Here is a 17,477-nt window from a genome sequence, read left to right on the forward strand (position 1 = left end):
TCAGGAGTTGCTATGTTAAGGGTCTACCACTCCAACCGTCTGGACGTGCTGGAAGCGTTAATGGAATTCATCGTTGAGCGCGATCGGCTTGACGATCCTTTTGAACCCGAAATTGTGTTGGTTCAAAGTACCGGTATGGCGCAGTGGCTGCAAATGACCCTTTCGCAGAAATTTGGTATCGCCGCGAATATCGATTTTCCGCTACCCGCGAGTTTTATCTGGGATATGTTTGTACGCGTGCTGCCTGATATCCCGAAAGAGAGCGCGTTCAGCAAGCAAAACATGAGCTGGAAGCTGATGACGCTGCTGCCGCAACTGCTGGAGCGTGAGGATTTTACACTACTGCGCCACTATCTGACGGACGACGCTGACAAGCGCAAGCTATTCCAGCTTTCCTCGCGTGCCGCCGATCTTTTCGATCAGTATCTGGTCTATCGCCCCGACTGGCTTACCCAGTGGGAGGCGGGGCAGATGGTTGACGGGTTAGGGGAGGCTCAGATCTGGCAGGCGCCGCTGTGGAAGGCGCTGGTGGAATACACGGCTGAACTGGGGCAGCCGCGTTGGCACCGTGCGAATGTGTATCAGCGTTTTATCCAGACGCTGGAAAATGCGACAACCAGCCCGACGGGGCTGCCTTCGCGCGTCTTTATTTGTGGTATTTCCGCGCTGCCGCCGGTGTATCTCCGGGCCTTGCAGGCGCTGGGAAAGCACATCGAAATCCATCTGCTGTTCACTAACCCCTGCCGTTATTACTGGGGGGATATCAGAGACCCTGGCTGGCTGGCAAAACTGGTGGCTCGTCAGCGTCGTCACAGCTTTGAGGAGCGCGACTTACCGCTGTTTCGCGATAACCAACGCGCCGGGGAGTTATTTAATAGCGACGGCGAGCAGGATGTCGGGAACCCGATGCTGGCGTCCTGGGGGAAACTGGGGCGGGATTACATCTACTTGCTTTCCGAACTGGAAAACACGCAGGAACTGGATGCGTTTGTCGATATTCCCCCGGACAACCTGCTTCATAACATTCAGGCGGACATCCTTGAGCTGGAAAGTCGCGCCGTGGCTGGGGTGAACCTCGAAGAGTACGCCCGAAGCGACAACAAGCGTCTGCTTGACCCGAATGACGCCAGCGTGACCTTTCACGTATGCCATAGCCCGCAGCGTGAAGTGGAGATCCTGCACGATCGTCTGCTGGCGATGCTGGAGGCCGACCCGACGCTGATGCCGCGCGATATTATCGTCATGGTGGCGGATATCGACAGCTATAGCCCCTTTATTCAGGCCGTATTTGGCAGTGCGCCTGCCGAACGCTATCTGCCTTATGCCATCTCCGATCGCCGGGCGCGTCAGTCGCATCCTGTTTTGCAGGCGTTTATCAGCCTGCTGTCGTTGCCGGACAGCCGTTTTGTCTCTGAAGATGTGCTGGCGCTGCTGGACGTGCCGGTTCTGGCGGCTCGATTTAACATCAACGAAGAAGGGCTGCGCTATCTTCGCTTATGGGTCAATGAGTCGGGTATCCGCTGGGGGATTGATGATGACAACGTGCGCGAACTGGCGCTTCCTGCAACGGGGCAGCATACCTGGCAATTTGGCCTGACGCGTATGCTGCTGGGTTACGCGATGGAAAGCGCGCAGGGCGAATGGCAGTCCGTGCTGCCTTATGACGAGTCCAGCGGGCTGATTGCGGAGCTGGTCGGGCATCTGGCGTCCCTGCTTATGCAGTTGAACCTCTGGCGTCGCGGGCTGGCGCAGGCGCGTCCGCTGGAAGAGTGGCTCCCGGTTTGCCGCGACATGCTCAATGACTTTTTCCTGCCCGATGCGGAAACGGAAGCCGCAATGACCCTTATCGAGCAGCAATGGCAGGCGATTATCACCGAAGGGCTTGAGGCGGAGTATGGCGATGCGGTGCCGCTGTCTCTGTTACGGGACGAGCTGGCGCAAAGGCTGGATCAGGAACGCATCAGCCAGCGTTTTCTGGCGGGGCCGGTAAACATCTGTACGCTCATGCCTATGCGTTCTATCCCCTTTAAGGTTGTGTGTCTCCTTGGTATGAATGACGGCGTCTATCCGCGTCAGCTGGCGCCGCTCGGTTTTGACCTGATGAGCCAGAAACCGATGCGCGGGGATCGTAGCCGTCGCGATGATGACCGCTACCTGTTCCTTGAGGCCTTAATCTCTGCGCAGCAGACGCTCTATATTAGCTACATCGGGCGCTCTATTCAGGATAACAGCGAACGTTTCCCGTCAGTCCTGGTGCAGGAACTGATGGATTATATCGGGCAAAGTCACTATTTGCCGGGAGATGAAGAACTGACCAGCGATGAGAGCGAGGCTCGCGTGAAAGCGCATATCGCTCGCCTGCACACGCGGATGCCGTTTGATGCGCAAAACTATCTTCCCGGTGAACAGCAAAGCTACGCGCGCGAATGGCTACCTGCTGCAAGTCAGTCAGGCGAGGCCCACTCTGATTTTGTACAGCCGTTGCCCTATGAACTCCCTGAGACGTTGACGCTGGAAAAACTTCAGCGCTTCTGGGCGCATCCGGTGCGGGCGTTTTTCCAGATGCGGCTACAGGTGAATTTCCGCGCGGAAGAGAGTGAAATTCCCGATACGGAGCCGTTCATTCTGGAAGGGCTAACCCGCTATCAGCTTAATCAGCAGTTGCTTAATACGCTGGTCGAAGAAGAGGATGCCGGGCTTTTATTCCGTCGCTTCCGGGCGGCGGGCGATCTCCCGTATGGCGCTTTTGGCGAGATCCTCTGGGATACGCAGCGTCAGGAGATGCAGTCGCTGGCGGACAGGATTATCGCGTGTCGTCAGCCGGGGAAAAGTATGGAAGTTGATCTGCTCTGCAATGGCGTGCAGATCACGGGGTGGTTGCCGCAGGTGCAGGAAGACGGTTTGTTGCGCTGGCGCCCATCTTTAATAAGCGTTGCGCAGGGAATGCAACTTTGGCTGGAACACCTTGTCTATTGTGCCTGTGGCGGAAAAGGCGAAAGTCGTTTGTTCCTGCGTAAAGAGGGAGAGTGGCGCTTCCCGCCGTTAGAGGCTGAACAGGCGTTAACTTACCTCGCACAGCTGATTGACGGTTATCGGGAAGGGATGTCATCCCCACTGCTGGTTCTTCCTGAAAGCGGCGGCGCATGGATAAAAGCTTGTTATGACGCGACGAATGATGCCATGTTAGATGATGCTGACACGCTGCAAAAAGCCCGGACGAAGTTCTTGCAGGCTTATGAAGGTAACATGGTGATACGCGGAGAAGGGGATGATATCTGGTATCAACGGTTGTGGCGTCAGCTGGAGCCGAAGACGATAGAGAGCATTATTTCTCAGTCTCAACGTTATCTGTTACCGCTATTTCGTTTTAATCAGTCGTGAGGGCTGTATAAAAATTGCGCAATTAAATGGCTTCATTTATGATGCGTTTTCTGTCACGGACTGATTTTACAATAAGAGATGCTGACTCGTTTAGCACACAGTTTTGTCCTGCTCAATAAGCGCCAGCGTCGCGCTCGCGCTTCACCTGAGCGGGAAAGAAAGTTAATGATGAGGTTCGTGAATGCCCCGCAGCACCTGGTTCAAAGCGTTATTGTTGTTTGTCGCCCTTTGGGCACCCTTAAGTCAGGCAGATACCGGTTGGCAGCCTTTGGCGGAAACCATCCGTAAAAGCGAGAAAGATACGCGTCAGTATCAGGCGGTTCGTCTGGACAATGACATGGTGGTTTTGCTGGTATCCGACCCGCAAGCGGTGAAATCGCTTTCGGCGCTGGTGGTGCCTGTTGGATCGCTGGAGGACCCCGATGAACATCAGGGGCTGGCGCACTATCTCGAACATATGAGCCTGATGGGGTCTAAAAAATATCCCCAGCCTGACAGCCTTGCCGAATACCTTAAAATGCACGGCGGCAGCCATAATGCCAGCACCGCGCCGTATCGTACCGCCTTCTATCTGGAGGTGGAAAACGACGCTCTGTCAGGTGCGGTCGATCGCCTTGCCGATGCCATTGCCACGCCGTTGCTGGATAAAAAATATGCCGAGCGTGAGCGCAATGCGGTCAATGCCGAACTGACGATGGCGCGTACGCGAGACGGTATGCGTATGGCGCAGGTCAGCGCAGAAACCATCAACCCGGCGCACCCGGGTTCGCGCTTCTCTGGCGGCAATCTGGAAACCTTAAGCGACAAACCGGGCAATCCGGTTCAGCAGGCGTTGCAGGCGTTTCACGAAAAATATTATTCAGCGAACCTGATGAAGGCGGTGATTTACAGTAACAAACCGCTGCCGGAACTGGCGCGTATTGCGGCTGAAACCTATGGCCGGGTGCCGAATAAAAATATCAAAAAGCCGGAAATTACCGTGCCGGTAGTAACGGACGCGCAAAAGGGCATCATCATTCATTATGTGCCTGCTCTGCCGCGTAAAGTGCTGCGCGTAGAGTTTCGTATTGATAACAACAGCGCGCAGTTTCGCAGCAAAACCGACGAACTGGTGACCTACCTGATTGGCAACCGGAGCCCGGGAACGCTCTCCGACTGGCTGCAAAAACAAGGATTAGTGGAAGGCATTCGTGCGGACTCTGACCCGGTGGTTAACGGTAACAGCGGCGTACTGGCTATTTCCGCTACCCTGACGGACAAAGGACTGGCGAACCGGGACGACGTTGTCGCCGCCATCTTCAGCTATCTCAACCTGTTACGTGAAAAAGGCGTGGATAAACGCTACTTCGATGAGCTGGCGCATGTGCTGGATCTCGACTTCCGTTACCCCTCTATCACCCGTGATATGGATTACGTCGAATGGCTGGCGGATACGATGATTCGCGTTCCGGTGGAACATACGCTGGATGCGGTGAATATCGCCGATCAATATGATGCGGCGGCGGTGAAATCACGCCTGGCGATGATGACGCCGCAGAATGCGCGTATCTGGTACATCAGCCCGAAGGAACCGCACAACAAAACGGCCTATTTTGTCGACGCGCCTTATCAGGTGAATAAAATCGACGACAAAACGCTCGCCGACTGGCAGCAAAAAGCGCAGGGCATTGCGCTGTCATTACCGGAGCTTAACCCCTATATTCCAGACGATTTCACGCTGATCAAACCGGAGAAGGAATATCCCCACCCGGAGCTGATTGTCGATGAACCGGATTTGCGCGTGGTTTATGCGCCGAGCCGTTATTTTGCCAGCGAGCCTAAGGCGGATGTCAGCGTTATTCTGCGTAACCCGAAAGCAATGGACAGCGCCAGAAACCAGGTGATGTTTGCGTTAAACGATTATCTCGCGGGGATCGCGCTCGACCAGTTAAGCAACCAGGCATCGGTCGGCGGGATTGGCTTTTCCACCAACGCCAACAATGGTCTGATGCTTAACGCGAACGGTTACACGCAGCGCTTGCCGCAGCTTTTCCAGGCATTGCTGGAAGGGTATTTCAGCTACACCGCGACGGAAGAACAGCTGGAACAGGCGAAATCCTGGTATGCGCAGATGATGGATTCCGCAGAAAAAGGGAAGGCCTACGATCAGGCGATTATGCCGGCACAGATGCTTTCTCAGGTGCCTTACTTCCAGCGTGATGAACGCCGTAAGCTGTTGCCTTCGATCACGCTGAAAGAGGTCATGGCTTACCGCGATACGTTAAAAGCAGGCGCGCGACCGGAGTTCTTGGTGATTGGCAATATGCGCGAAGCGCAGGTGAAAACTATGGCGCGGGATATCCAACAGCAGCTTGGCGCCAACGGTTCAGAGTGGTGTCGCAATAAAGACGTACTGGTGGATAAAAAGCAGTCGGTCATCTTTGAGAAGGCGGGAAGCAGCACTGACTCCGCGCTGGCGGCGGTATTCGTTCCAACCGGTTACGATGAATATGCCAGTTCAGCCTACAGCGCGATGTTAGGGCAAATCGTTCAGCCGTGGTTCTATAATCAGTTGCGTACTGAAGAACAGTTAGGTTATGCGGTGTTCGCTTTCCCGATGAGCGTCGGGCGTCAGTGGGGGATGGGTTTCTTGCTGCAAAGCAGCGACAAGCAACCGTCTTATCTCTGGGAGCGTTACAAAGCATTCTTCCCAACGGCGGAAGCGAAGCTGCGGGCGATGACGCCGGAAGAGTTTGCGCAAATTCAGCAGGCGATCATCGCGCAGATGTTGCAAGCGCCGCAAACGCTGGGCGAAGAAGCGTCGAAATTAAGCAAAGATTTCGATCGCGGCAATATGCGCTTTGATTCACGTGATAAAATCGTGGCTCAGATTAAACTGCTGACGCCGCAAAAACTTGCCGATTTCTTCCATCAGGCGGTGGTTGAGCCGCAAGGCATGGCGATACTGTCACAGGTTTCCGGCAGTCAGAACGGGAAAGCAGAGTACGTGCGCCCGGAAGGCTGGAAAGTGTGGGAGAACGTCAGCGCGTTGCAGCAAACCTTACCCCTGATGAGTGAAAAGAATGAATGATGCCGCTGAGTCCCTTGATCCTTTACGCTTGCCCCTTACGGGCGAGCGTCTGATTGAAGCCTCTGCGGGCACTGGCAAAACGTTTACTATCGCCGCGTTGTATCTGCGCCTGCTGCTCGGATTGGGCGGCTCTGCCGCCTTTCCCCGACCGCTGACCGTGGAAGAACTGTTGGTCGTGACGTTTACCGAGGCGGCCACCGAAGAGTTACGCGGCCGCATCCGCAGCAACATCCATGAACTGCGCATTGCCTGTCTGCGTGAAACTACCGATAACCCGTTATATGCCCGCCTGCTGGAAGAGATCGAGGATAAAAAGCAGGCGGCGCAGTGGTTACTGTTGGCGGAAAGACAGATGGATGAGGCGGCGGTATTCACCATCCACGGTTTTTGCCAGCGCATGCTCAGCCTGAATGCGTTTGAGTCCGGCATGCTGTTCGAGCAGCAATTAATCGAAGATGAATCCCTTCTGCGCTATCAGGCCTGCGCCGACTTCTGGCGGCGTCACTGTTATCCGCTGCCACGCGAAATTGCCCAGGTTGTCTTTGAAGCGTGGAAAGGCCCCCGGGCGCTACTGAAAGATATCGATCGTTATTTGCAGGGCGAAGCGCCGGTCATCAAAGCACCGCCGCCGTCAGACGAGACGCTGGCGTCTCGCCACGAACACATTTTGTCGCGTATTAACGCCCTGAAGCAGCAATGGTGCGCGTCCGTTGATGAACTGGATGGGGTGATAGAGTCGTCGGGAATCGATCGCAGAAAATTCAATCGCGGCAACCAGACGAAATGGATCGAGAAGATCACGGCGTGGGCGCAGGCGGAAACGCAAACCTATCAATTACCCGACGCGCTGGAGAAATTTTCCCGGCGATTCCTGGAAGAGAGAACCAAAGCGGGCGGCATAACCCCGCAGCATCCGCTGTTTGTCGCCATTGAGGAACTGCTGGCTGAACCGTTGACGATAAAAGATCTGCTGATTACCCGTGCGCTGGCAGAAATCCGCGAGACGGTTGCGCAGGAAAAACAACGCCGGGGTGAATTAGGTTTCGACGACATGCTGAGTCGTCTGGATGTTGCGCTGCGTAGTAATAGCGGCGATGCGCTGGCAAGCGCAATTCGTGGCCGTTTCCCGGTGGCGATGATTGATGAATTTCAGGATACCGACCCGCAGCAGTACCGCATTTTCCGCCGCATCTGGCGGCATCAGCCGGACACCGCGCTGTTGCTGATTGGCGATCCGAAACAGGCGATTTATGCGTTTCGCGGCGCGGATATCTTCACCTACATGAAAGCCCGCAGCGAGGTCAGCGCCCATTATACGCTGGATACCAACTGGCGTTCCGCACCGGGCATGGTCAACAGCGTGAATACGTTGTTCAGTCAGATGAACGACGCCTTTATGTTCCGCGAAATTCCATTTGCGCCGGTTAAATCGGCCCAGAAAAACCAGTCGCTGCGCTTTGTGCTGAACGGCGAGACGCAGCCCGCCATGAACATGTGGTTGATGGAAGGGGAAAGCTGCGGCATTGGCGACTATCAGAGCTACATGGCGCAGGTGTGCGCGACGCAAATTCGTGACTGGCTGAAAGCCGGGCAAACTGGCGATGCGCTGCTTGTTAGCGAGAAAGCCTCACGCCCGGTTCGAGCCTCGGATATCAGCGTGCTGGTGCGAAGCCGCCAGGAAGCGGCGCAAATTCGTGATGCGCTGACGCTGCTGGCGATTCCGTCCGTTTATCTCTCCAACCGCGACAGCGTATTTGAGACGCTGGAAGCGCAGGAGATGCTGTGGATCTTACAGGCCGTCATGACGCCTGAGCGTGAAAATACGCTGCGTAGCGCGATGGCGGCCTCGATGATGGGGCTGACCGCGCAGGACATCGAAACGCTGAATAACGACGAAAATGCCTGGGATACGGTGGTCGAAGAGTTCGACGGCTATCGTCAAATCTGGCATAAGCGCGGCGTCATGCCCATGCTGCGCGCGCTGATGTCAGCGCGGAATATTGCTGAAAACCTGCTGGCGACAGCGGGAGGCGAGCGCCGCCTGACCGATATTCTGCACATCAGCGAATTGTTGCAGGAAGCCGGTTCGCAGCTGGAAAGCGAGCATGCGCTGGTGCGCTGGCTGTCGCAGCATATTCTTGAGCCGGACAGCAATGCCGCCAGCCAGCAACTGCGGCTGGAAAGCGATAAACATCTGGTGAAAATCGTCACCATCCATAAATCAAAAGGGCTGGAATACCCGCTCGTCTGGCTGCCTTTTATTACCCATTTCCGCGTGCAGGATCAGGCGTTTTATCACGATCGCAATTCGTTTGACGCGGTGCTGGATCTCAGCCACGCCGAGGAGAGCGTTGAACTGGCGGAAGCAGAGCGTCTGGCGGAAGACCTGCGTTTGCTTTATGTGGCGCTGACCCGTTCGGTGTGGCATTGCAGTCTCGGCGTTGCGCCGTTGGTGCGTCGTCGCGGAGATAAGAAAGGCGATACCGATGTACACCAGAGCGCGCTCGGGCGCTTGCTGCAAAAAGGTGAGCCGAAAGATGCCGCCGGGCTTCGCGCCTGCATTGACGCGCTTTGCGGGGAGGATATCGCCTGTCGGACGCCAGACGAACCGGACAGCGAACGCTGGCAGGTAACGGAAGCGTCGCGTGCGGCGCTAAGCGCCAGAGCATTACGCCGAATGCCTGCCGACAACTGGCGAGTAACCAGTTATTCCGGCTTACAGCAGCAAGGCCATAGCGTCGCCCAGGATTTAATTCCGCGTCTGGATGTGGATGCCGCCGGGGTAGGGGACGTGGTGGAAGAGCCGGAGCTGACGCCGCACCAGTTCCCGCGAGGGGCATCGCCGGGTACATTCCTGCATAGCCTGTTTGAAGACCTCGACTTTACGCAGCCCGTTGACCCGGCCTGGGTGCGGGAAAAACTGGAGCTTGGCGGTTATGACGCGCACTGGGAGCCGGTTTTAACGCAGTGGCTGGACGCTGTTTTGCAGGCTCCCCTGATCGAACGCGGCGTGAGTCTGCGTCATCTTTCCGCCCGTGAAAAACAGGTGGAGATGGCGTTTTATCTGCCGATCGCACAGCCGCTTATCGCCAGTCAACTGGATGCGCTGATTCGCCGGTTTGATCCGCTCTCGGCGGGCTGCCCGCCGCTCGACTTCATGCAGGTTCGCGGCATGCTGAAAGGGTTTATCGACCTGGTGTTTCGCCATGAAGGGCGATATTACCTGCTCGATTACAAATCAAACTGGCTGGGCGAAGACAGCACGGCCTACACTCAGGAGGCGATGGCCTCAGCGATGCAGACGCATCGCTATGACCTGCAATATCAGCTGTATACGCTGGCGTTGCACCGCTATCTGCGCCATCGCATCGCCGATTATGACTATGAACGCCATTTCGGCGGCGTGATCTACCTTTTCCTGCGCGGCGTTGACCGTGAATATCCACGGCAGGGCATTTTCTCGACCCGACCGGACGGCGAACTGATTGCGTTAATGGATGAGATGTTTGCAGGCGTTGTAGCGGAGGAGGCGCAATGACAATTCAGAAGCGATTACTGGAGGCCGTAGAACAAAAGCTGTTGCGGCCATTAGACGCTCAGTTTGCGCTGGCGGTTGCCGGGCAGGACGATCCGTGCGTGACGCTGGCCGTTGCATTGCTCAGCCGCGATGCGGGGGAAGGGCATGTCTGTATGCCGCTTTCGCGCCTGGCGATAACGGAAGAGTCGCATCCGCTACTGGTCTCCTGGTTTAGCGAGAGGGACGTGCCTGAAGACTGGGCATCGTGTCTGCTGGCTTCCGGGGCGGTCAGTCGGGGAGAGCGGCCAACGCCGTTGATTCTGCATGAAGATCGCCTTTACCTGAACCGGATGTGGAGTAACGAGCGCACGGTAGCCCGCTTTTTTAGCGAGGTTAACCAGGCGATCGCGGTAGATGAACAGCAACTGGCCCGTACGCTGGATGCGCTTTTCCCGCCGACGGATGACGTCAACTGGCAAAAAGTGGCGGCGGCCGTGGCGTTGACGCGCCGTATTTCCGTCATTTCCGGCGGGCCTGGCACCGGTAAAACCACTACCGTGGCGAAGCTGCTGGCCGCGTTGATTCAGATGGCGGACGGCGAGCGATGCCGTATACGACTGGCGGCGCCGACGGGGAAAGCGGCGGCGCGTCTGACCGAGTCGCTTGGCGCGGCGTTGCGCCAGCTTCCTCTCACGGATGAGCAAAAAAAACGCATCCCGGATGACGCCAGTACGTTGCACCGGCTGTTGGGCGCACAGCCCGGTAGCCAGAGGCTGCGCCATCACGCGGGAAACCCGCTGCATCTGGACGTGCTGGTGGTGGATGAGGCATCAATGATCGATTTGCCGATGATGTCGCGGCTAATTGAGGCGTTGCCGCCGCACGGACGCGTGATTTTTCTCGGCGATCGCGATCAGCTGGCTTCCGTTGAGGCGGGGGCGGTGCTGGGCGATATCTGCGCCTGGGTAAATGCCGGATTTACCGCCGGTCGCGCGCAGCAGCTGAGCCGACTGACGGGAAGCCCCATTCCTGCGGGCGCAGGCACGGAGGCGGCCTCTTTGCGCGATAGCCTGTGTTTGCTGCAAAAAAGTTATCGCTTCGGGCATGATTCCGGCATTGGTCAACTGGCGGCAGCCATTAATCGCGGCGATAAAGCGGCGATGAAAACGGTCTTTCAGCAGGGATTCAGCGATATTGAAAAACGAACGCTACAGAGCAGCGAGGATTACGCCGCCATGCTCGATGAGGCACTGGCCGGTTATGGGCGTTATCTGGCGCTTGTTCGCGAGGGTGCGGAGCCGGGGGCGATTATTCAGGCTTTCAATGAGTACCAGTTGCTGTGCGCGTTGCGTGAAGGGCCGTTTGGCGTTGGCGGTCTGAATGAACGCATCGAACAGGTTATGCTGCAAAAGCGCAAAATTCAGCGTCACCCGCACAGCCGCTGGTATGAAGGGCGCCCGGTAATGATTGCGCGCAATGACAGCGCGTTGGGGTTGTTCAATGGCGATATCGGCATTGCGCTCGATCGCGGCCAGGGGGTGAGGGTGTGGTTCGCCATGCCGGATGGCAGCATTAAGTCGGTGCAGCCCAGCCGTTTGCCGGAGCATGAAACAACCTGGGCGATGACGGTGCATAAATCGCAGGGATCGGAGTTCGATCATGCGGCGCTGATTTTACCCAGCCAGCGCTCGCCGGTTGTGACCCGTGAGCTGGTGTATACCGCCGTGACGCGCGCACGTCGTCGCCTGTCTCTCTATGCCGATGAACGAGTTTTGAGCGGGGCAATTGCGACGCGCACGGAGCGACGTAGCGGACTGTCCGCGTTTTTTAATAACGGGCTGTGAGGCAAGTTGCCGGATGGCGCCTGCGCTTATCCGGCCTACAGCATCCCCGTAGACCCGATAAGACGCTTTAGCGTCGCCGTCAGGCAAAATGGGTTATCCCAAATCTGCCATCAACACCTTTGAACGACGCTGATAGTTGTACATCTCTTTCTTGCTCTCGGGCAGCAGTTCGATATCCACCGGCGTAAACCCACGTTCCTGGAACCAGTGAATACTGCGTGTTGTCAACACAAACAGCTTGCTGAGGCCCATCTGTCTTGCCTGCACGGCGATCCGCTCCAGCAAGACTTCGCCACGCGATGAACTGCGATAATCTGGATGTACCGCCACGCAGGCCATTTCGCCGATTTTTTCTTCGGGGAAAGGGTACAGCGCGGCGCAGGCGATGGTCAGATTATCTCGCTGGATAATCGTGAATTTGTCGATCTCCATCTCCAGTTGTTCACGGGAGCGGCGCACCAGAATCCCCTGTTGTTCCAGCGGGCGAATCAGCTCCAGGATCCCGCCGATATCGTTAATGGTGGCGCGGCGAATCTGCTCGGCGCTCTCCATCACGATTTGCGTCCCGATCCCGTCGCGTGAGAACAGCTCCTGCAATAGCGCGCCGTCTTCCTGGTAGCTAATCAGATGGCAGCGACGCACGCCGCTGCGACAGGCTTTCACCGCGCCGCGCAGGAACCGCACGGTGCCTGAATTGTAATCGCCTTTTTCTTCCTGCGCTTCAACGCGTGCCTGCGCTTCGTTCGGGAAAAGTTCGGAAACGATGTCGCCTTCGTCGTTAGTTACCCCTTGCGACGAACAGAAGCCGATCATCTTCTCCGCCTTCAGTTTGATGGCGAGCTGCGTGGCGATCTCTTCTGAGGTCAGGTTAAAACTTTCGCCTGTGACGGAAACCGCGACCGGCCCCATCAGCACAATTGCGCCGCTGTCTAACTGGCGATGAATCGCCTCTTCATCAATACGGCGAATGCGTCCGCTGTGGCAGTAATCCACGCCGTCATCCACGCCCAGCGGCTGTGCAATAATAAAATTGCCGCTGACGACGTTGATGTGCGCGCCCTGTAAGGGGGTGTTGTTCAGGCTCATCGACAGACGGGCGGTGATATCCAGCTGCAACGTGCCTGCCGCTTGCTTAACCAGTTCCAGCGTTTTGGCGTCCGTCACGCGGGTATTTTTGTGGTACAGCGGCTCATGATGATGTGCGGCAAGGTTCGCGTCGATTTGCGGACGCGCGCCATACACCACCACCAGGCGAATGCCCAGACTGTGCAGAAGCCCGATGTCATTGACGATACTGGAGAAATTTTCATGCTCAATGGCCTCACCGCCAAGCATAATGACAAACGTTTTTCCCCGATGGGTATTGATATAGGGAACAGAATGGCGGAATCCCTGTACCAGTTCGGTTCTACGTTCCTTCACCACGGCACACCCTCATTGCATGATTATTCGAAATTAATGTATTTTTATTCTGTTTTTCCGTCGCACGCAAGCGCAAATTTTAATCCCGCTGAAGTTTTCTCCCAGTAATACCGTGAATACAAAAAGAAAGTTTACCCTTTTATAGATGACAGATTATGCGTCATTCGCTAAAGTTTCCGGTCAATTTAGACGTTTTGTACATCAGCACCGTTAAGTTTGTTTTGCTCGGGAGAAGCATGTCGGGATCCAACTCAGCAATCAGTCGCCGTCGTTTACTACAAGGGACGGGCGCCATGTGGCTATTGAGCGTAAGTCAGGTCGGTTTGGCTGCCGTCAGCCAGGTCGTCGCGGTACGCATCTGGCCTGCGTCCAGCTATACCCGCGTCACGGTGGAATCGAACCGTCTGCTGAAATACAAACAGTTTGCCCTGAGTAACCCTGAGCGCGTGGTGGTGGATATTGAAGGCGTGAATCTGAACTCGGTGCTTAAAGGCATTGGCGCGCAGATCCGCGCGGACGATCCGTATATCAAGTCAGCGCGAGTGGGGCAGTTTGATCCACAGACGGTGCGGATGGTGTTTGAGCTGAAGCAAAACGTGAAACCGCAGCTGTTTGCCCTTGCGCCGGTGGCGGGCTTTAAAGAACGCCTGGTGATGGATCTCTACCCTGCCAATGCGCAGGATATGCAGGACCCGTTGCTGGCGCTGCTGGAAGATTACAACAAAGGCGATCTGGATAAGCAGGTGCCGCCTGCGCAGAGCGGGCCGCAGCCGGGCAAGGCGGGACGCGATCGCCCGATCGTGATCATGCTCGATCCCGGTCATGGAGGAGAAGATCCCGGCGCCGTGGGGAAATACAAGACGCGCGAAAAAGACGTGGTGTTGCAGATTGCCCGCCGCTTGCGCGCGTTAATTGAGAGAGAAGGCAATATGAAGGTCTACATGACGCGTAATGAGGATATCTTCATTCCGCTGAAAGTGCGCGTGGCGAAAGCCCAGAAGCAGCGCGCCGACCTGTTTGTCTCTATCCATGCGGACGCGTTTACCAGCCGACAGCCCAGCGGTTCATCCGTTTTTGCGCTCTCGACGAAGGGCGCGACCAGTACGGCGGCAAAATACCTCGCGCAAACTCAGAACGCCTCGGATTTGATCGGCGGCGTGAGTAAAAGCGGCGATCGCTATGTCGATCACACCATGTTCGACATGGTGCAATCGTTGACCATCGCCGATAGTCTGAAGTTCGGTAAAGCGGTGCTCAACAGGCTGGGAAGGGTTAATAATCTGCACAAAAATCAGGTTGAGCAGGCCGGCTTTGCGGTGCTGAAAGCGCCGGATATTCCCTCTATTCTCGTGGAAACCGCCTTTATCAGTAATATTGAAGAGGAGCGTAAGCTCAAAACGGCGAAGTTCCAGCAGGAAGTGGCGGAGTCGATTCTGGCGGGTATTAAAGCCTACTTTGCCGATGGGGCGACGCTGGCGAGAAGGGGATAATAAAAAAGCGCTGAAAGGCGCTTTTTTTACGGGCCGCAGAAACGAAAAAACACCCGTTAAGGTGTTTAATATTGGTTGCGGGGGCCGGATTTGAACCGACGACCTTCGGGTTATGAGCCCGACGAGCTACCAGGCTGCTCCACCCCGCGTCCGTCTTTCTGCTTCGTATTTCAAACCACATCTGCGTTGGCTTTCCTCGTTCACCTCAGTCACTTACTGGAGTAAGCTCCTAAGGATTCACTGCGTCGCCGCCTTGTTGTGATTCGAACTACTTTGCAAAATATTACATCATATTTCAATTGGTTGCGGGGGCCGGATTTGAACCGACGACCTTCGGGTTATGAGCCCGACGAGCTACCAGGCTGCTCCACCCCGCGTCCGTCTGTTACTCTTCCATCGAGTAACTTTTTCTTCACATTGTATTGGTTGCGGGGGCCAGATTTGAACTGACGACCTTCGGGTTATGAGCCCGACGAGCTACCAGGCTGCTCCACCCCGCGTCCGTGGATGCGCACTATACTCTGCTAACATTTTCATGCAACCCTTTTTTCACCCGGATCACGAAATTGGGATGATTGTGTGCAAAAACAACGCGCTTTGGTACGTTTTTTGTGCGTAATTTGCGTCAGGGGAGCGCTTCGCATTTCATTAGGTTCGGGGGTTTGTTATCTTCATAGCGCAAGATTTACAGCTAAAAGACGAGAACTCATGAAAGGACGTTGGGCAAATTACCTTCTTATGGGGGCGGTGGTTGCAATGCTTGCCGCCTGTTCCTCTAAACCGACCGATCGCGGCCAGCAGTATAAAGACGGGAAGTTTACCCAGCCTTTCTCACTGGTGAACCAACCTGACGCCATTGGGGCGCCTATCAACGCAGGCGATTTTGCCGAGCAGGTCAACCAAATCCGCAGCGCGTCGCCGCGTCTGTATGGCAACCAGAGCAACGTCTATAACGCCGTGCAGGAGTGGTTACGTTCCGGTGGCGATACGCGAATGATGCGCCAGTTTGGTATTGATGCCTGGCAGATGGAAGGGGCGGATAACTACGGCAACGTCCAGTTTACTGGCTACTACACGCCGGTTATCCAGGCGCGCCATACCCGTCAGGGCGAGTTCCAGTACCCTATTTATCGCATGCCGCCAAAACGCGGCCGCTTACCGTCTCGTGCCGAGATCTATTCCGGCGCGCTGAGCGACAGCTATATTCTGGCGTACAGCAACTCGCTGATGGATAACTTCATCATGGACGTTCAGGGCAGCGGCTATATTGATTTTGGCGACGGCAGCCCGCTGAATTTCTTCAGCTATGCCGGGAAAAACGGCCATGCTTACCGCAGTATCGGCAAGGTGCTGATCGATCGCGGTGAAGTGAAGAAAGAAGATATGTCGATGCAGGCCATTCGCCACTGGGGAGAAACCCACAGTGAAGCGGAAGTGCGCGAGCTGCTGGAGCAAAACCCGTCATTCGTCTTCTTTAAGCCGCAATCTTTTGCGCCGGTGAAAGGCGCCAGCGCCGTGCCGCTTATCGGTCGTGCGTCTGTGGCTTCCGATCGCAGCATTATCCCGGCAGGAACAACCCTGCTGGCGGAAGTCCCGCTGCTGGATAACAACGGCAAGTTTAACGGCCAGTACGAACTGCGCCTGATGGTGGCGCTGGACGTGGGCGGCGCGATTAAAGGCCAGCACTTTGATATTTATCAGGGGATAGGCCCGGACGCCGGGCACCGCGCAGGCTGGTATAATCACTATGGGCGCGTCTGGGTGCTGAAAAACGCCCCGGGAACCGGTAACGTATTTAGCGGCTGATTGCCTGATGGCGGCTTCGCTGAAGATTTAAATCGTAGGCCTGATAAGCGTAGCGCCATCAGGCAAATCATGCCGGATGGCGTCGCAAGCGACGTATCCGGCCTACGATCGTATTACCCCTTTTTAATTCTGAGGTCGTATGTCTGTTGTAATTAGTGATGCCTGGCGCCAGCGTTTTGGCGGCACCGCCCGTCTGTATGGTGAAAAAGCGTTGCAGCTGTTTGCCGGTGCGCATATTTGCGTGGTCGGAATCGGCGGCGTCGGCTCCTGGGCGGCAGAGGCGCTGGCGCGTACCGGCATTGGCGCGATCACGCTCATCGATATGGATGACGTATGCGTCACCAACACCAACCGGCAAATTCATGCGCTGCGCGATAACGTCGGTCTGGCGAAAGCCGAGGTGATGGCCGAGCGTATTCGTCAGATCAACCCGGAGTGCCGGGTGACGGTGGTGGATGACTTTGTCACGCCGGATAATGTCGCGGAGTATATGAGCGCAGGGTTTTCGTATGTCATTGATGCCATCGACAGCGTGCGGCCAAAAGCCGCGCTGATTGCCTGGTGCCGCCGAAATAAGGTTCCGTTAGTCACCACCGGCGGGGCGGGTGGGCAGATAGACCCGACCCAGATTCAGGTAACGGATCTGGCGAAAACCATCCAGGATCCGCTGGCGGCGAAACTGCGCGAACGGTTGAAAAGCGACTTTGGCGTGGTGAAAAACAGCAAGGGCAAACTAGGCGTGGACTGCGTGTTCTCAACGGAAGCGCTGGTTTATCCGCAGGCTGATGGTTCCGTATGTGCGATGAAAGCGACGGCGGAAGGGCCGAAACGAATGGATTGCGCCTCTGGATTCGGCGCAGCCACGATGGTAACTGCGACCTTTGGCTTTGTTGCCGTGTCCCACGCGCTGAAGAAGATGATGGCGAAGGCGGCGCGTCAGGCTTGAT

General features: G+C 56.2%; 8 protein-coding genes and 3 tRNA genes. 7 read left to right on the plus strand and 4 right to left on the minus strand.

What is annotated here, in order from left to right:
- The first annotated feature begins 12 nt into the window (after window positions 1-12).
- The 4 genes from recC to recD all read left to right on the plus strand — a co-directional run bounded on the left by recC (window position 13) and on the right by recD (window position 11,812).
- A complete protein-coding gene (gene recC / locus OGX84_RS22120) occupies window positions 13-3,381 on the plus strand; it encodes an exodeoxyribonuclease V subunit gamma (RefSeq protein ID WP_112001591.1) in 3,369 nt (1,122 codons plus the stop codon).
- 181 nt (window positions 3,382-3,562) lie between these two features.
- On the plus strand, window positions 3,563-6,451 hold the full coding sequence (gene ptrA / locus OGX84_RS22125) for a pitrilysin (protein WP_112001592.1): 2,889 nt from the start codon (window positions 3,563-3,565) through the stop codon (window positions 6,449-6,451).
- Complete coding sequence (gene recB, locus OGX84_RS22130) at window positions 6,444-9,989, plus strand: exodeoxyribonuclease V subunit beta (protein ID WP_112001593.1); 3,546 nt, start codon at window positions 6,444-6,446, stop codon at window positions 9,987-9,989. The genes ptrA and recB overlap by 8 nt, the downstream gene beginning before the upstream one ends.
- Entirely contained in the window at window positions 9,986-11,812 is a 1,827-nt protein-coding gene (gene recD, locus OGX84_RS22135) for an exodeoxyribonuclease V subunit alpha (RefSeq protein WP_112001594.1), read from the plus strand. The genes recB and recD overlap by 4 nt, the downstream gene beginning before the upstream one ends.
- Window positions 11,813-11,905: 93 nt before the next feature.
- On the opposite strand, the gene argA is transcribed toward recD, so the two are convergent.
- Window positions 11,906-13,237 carry an amino-acid N-acetyltransferase gene (argA, locus tag OGX84_RS22140; RefSeq protein ID WP_024130906.1) on the minus strand — a complete coding sequence of 444 codons (1,332 nt, stop codon included), beginning with the start codon at window positions 13,235-13,237 and terminating at the stop codon, window positions 11,906-11,908.
- A gap of 233 nt (window positions 13,238-13,470) precedes the next feature.
- Here argA and amiC point away from each other — a divergent pair, with 233 nt between their 5' ends.
- Window positions 13,471-14,724 (plus strand): N-acetylmuramoyl-L-alanine amidase AmiC, encoded by a 1,254-nt coding sequence (gene amiC / locus OGX84_RS22145; protein ID WP_047461541.1) that lies wholly within the window; start codon window positions 13,471-13,473, stop codon window positions 14,722-14,724.
- Between the two features lie 72 nt (window positions 14,725-14,796).
- Here amiC and OGX84_RS22150 read toward each other — a convergent pair.
- The 3 genes from OGX84_RS22150 to OGX84_RS22160 all read right to left on the minus strand — a co-directional run bounded on the left by OGX84_RS22150 (window position 14,797) and on the right by OGX84_RS22160 (window position 15,224).
- Window positions 14,797-14,873: transfer RNA gene (locus tag OGX84_RS22150), tRNA-Met, on the minus strand.
- Window positions 14,874-15,024: 151 nt separating this feature from the next.
- Window positions 15,025-15,101, minus strand: a tRNA-Met gene (locus tag OGX84_RS22155).
- 46 nt (window positions 15,102-15,147) lie between these two features.
- Window positions 15,148-15,224 (minus strand) — tRNA-Met (locus tag OGX84_RS22160).
- A 208-nt stretch (window positions 15,225-15,432) separates the two neighbouring features.
- Here OGX84_RS22160 and mltA point away from each other — a divergent pair.
- Complete coding sequence (gene mltA / locus OGX84_RS22165; RefSeq protein WP_012134931.1) at window positions 15,433-16,530, plus strand: murein transglycosylase A; 1,098 nt, start codon at window positions 15,433-15,435, stop codon at window positions 16,528-16,530.
- Window positions 16,531-16,669: 139 nt separating this feature from the next.
- Window positions 16,670-17,476, plus strand: coding sequence for a tRNA cyclic N6-threonylcarbamoyladenosine(37) synthase TcdA (gene tcdA, locus OGX84_RS22170; RefSeq protein WP_012134929.1), 807 nt, complete (start codon window positions 16,670-16,672; stop codon window positions 17,474-17,476).
- The last annotated feature ends 1 nt before the right edge of the window (window position 17,477 follow it).

Origin of the sequence: Citrobacter sp. CK202 (genome assembly GCF_030333225.1) — a bacterium.
Lineage (GTDB): Bacteria > Pseudomonadota > Gammaproteobacteria > Enterobacterales > Enterobacteriaceae > Citrobacter_B > Citrobacter_B koseri.

What these genes read in the sequence shown, in the direction of transcription:
- recC (WP_112001591.1), top strand. Translation starts at nt 13, where the DNA reads ATGTTAAGGGTCTACCACTCCAACCGTCTGGACGTGCTGGAAGCGTTA.
- ptrA (WP_112001592.1), top strand. Translation starts at nt 3,563, where the DNA reads ATGCCCCGCAGCACCTGGTTCAAAGCGTTATTGTTGTTTGTCGCCCTT.
- recB (WP_112001593.1), top strand. Translation starts at nt 6,444, where the DNA reads ATGAATGATGCCGCTGAGTCCCTTGATCCTTTACGCTTGCCCCTTACG.
- recD (WP_112001594.1), top strand. Translation starts at nt 9,986, where the DNA reads ATGACAATTCAGAAGCGATTACTGGAGGCCGTAGAACAAAAGCTGTTG.
- amiC (WP_047461541.1), top strand. Translation starts at nt 13,471, where the DNA reads ATGTCGGGATCCAACTCAGCAATCAGTCGCCGTCGTTTACTACAAGGG.
- mltA (WP_012134931.1), top strand. Translation starts at nt 15,433, where the DNA reads ATGAAAGGACGTTGGGCAAATTACCTTCTTATGGGGGCGGTGGTTGCA.
- tcdA (WP_012134929.1), top strand. Translation starts at nt 16,670, where the DNA reads ATGTCTGTTGTAATTAGTGATGCCTGGCGCCAGCGTTTTGGCGGCACC.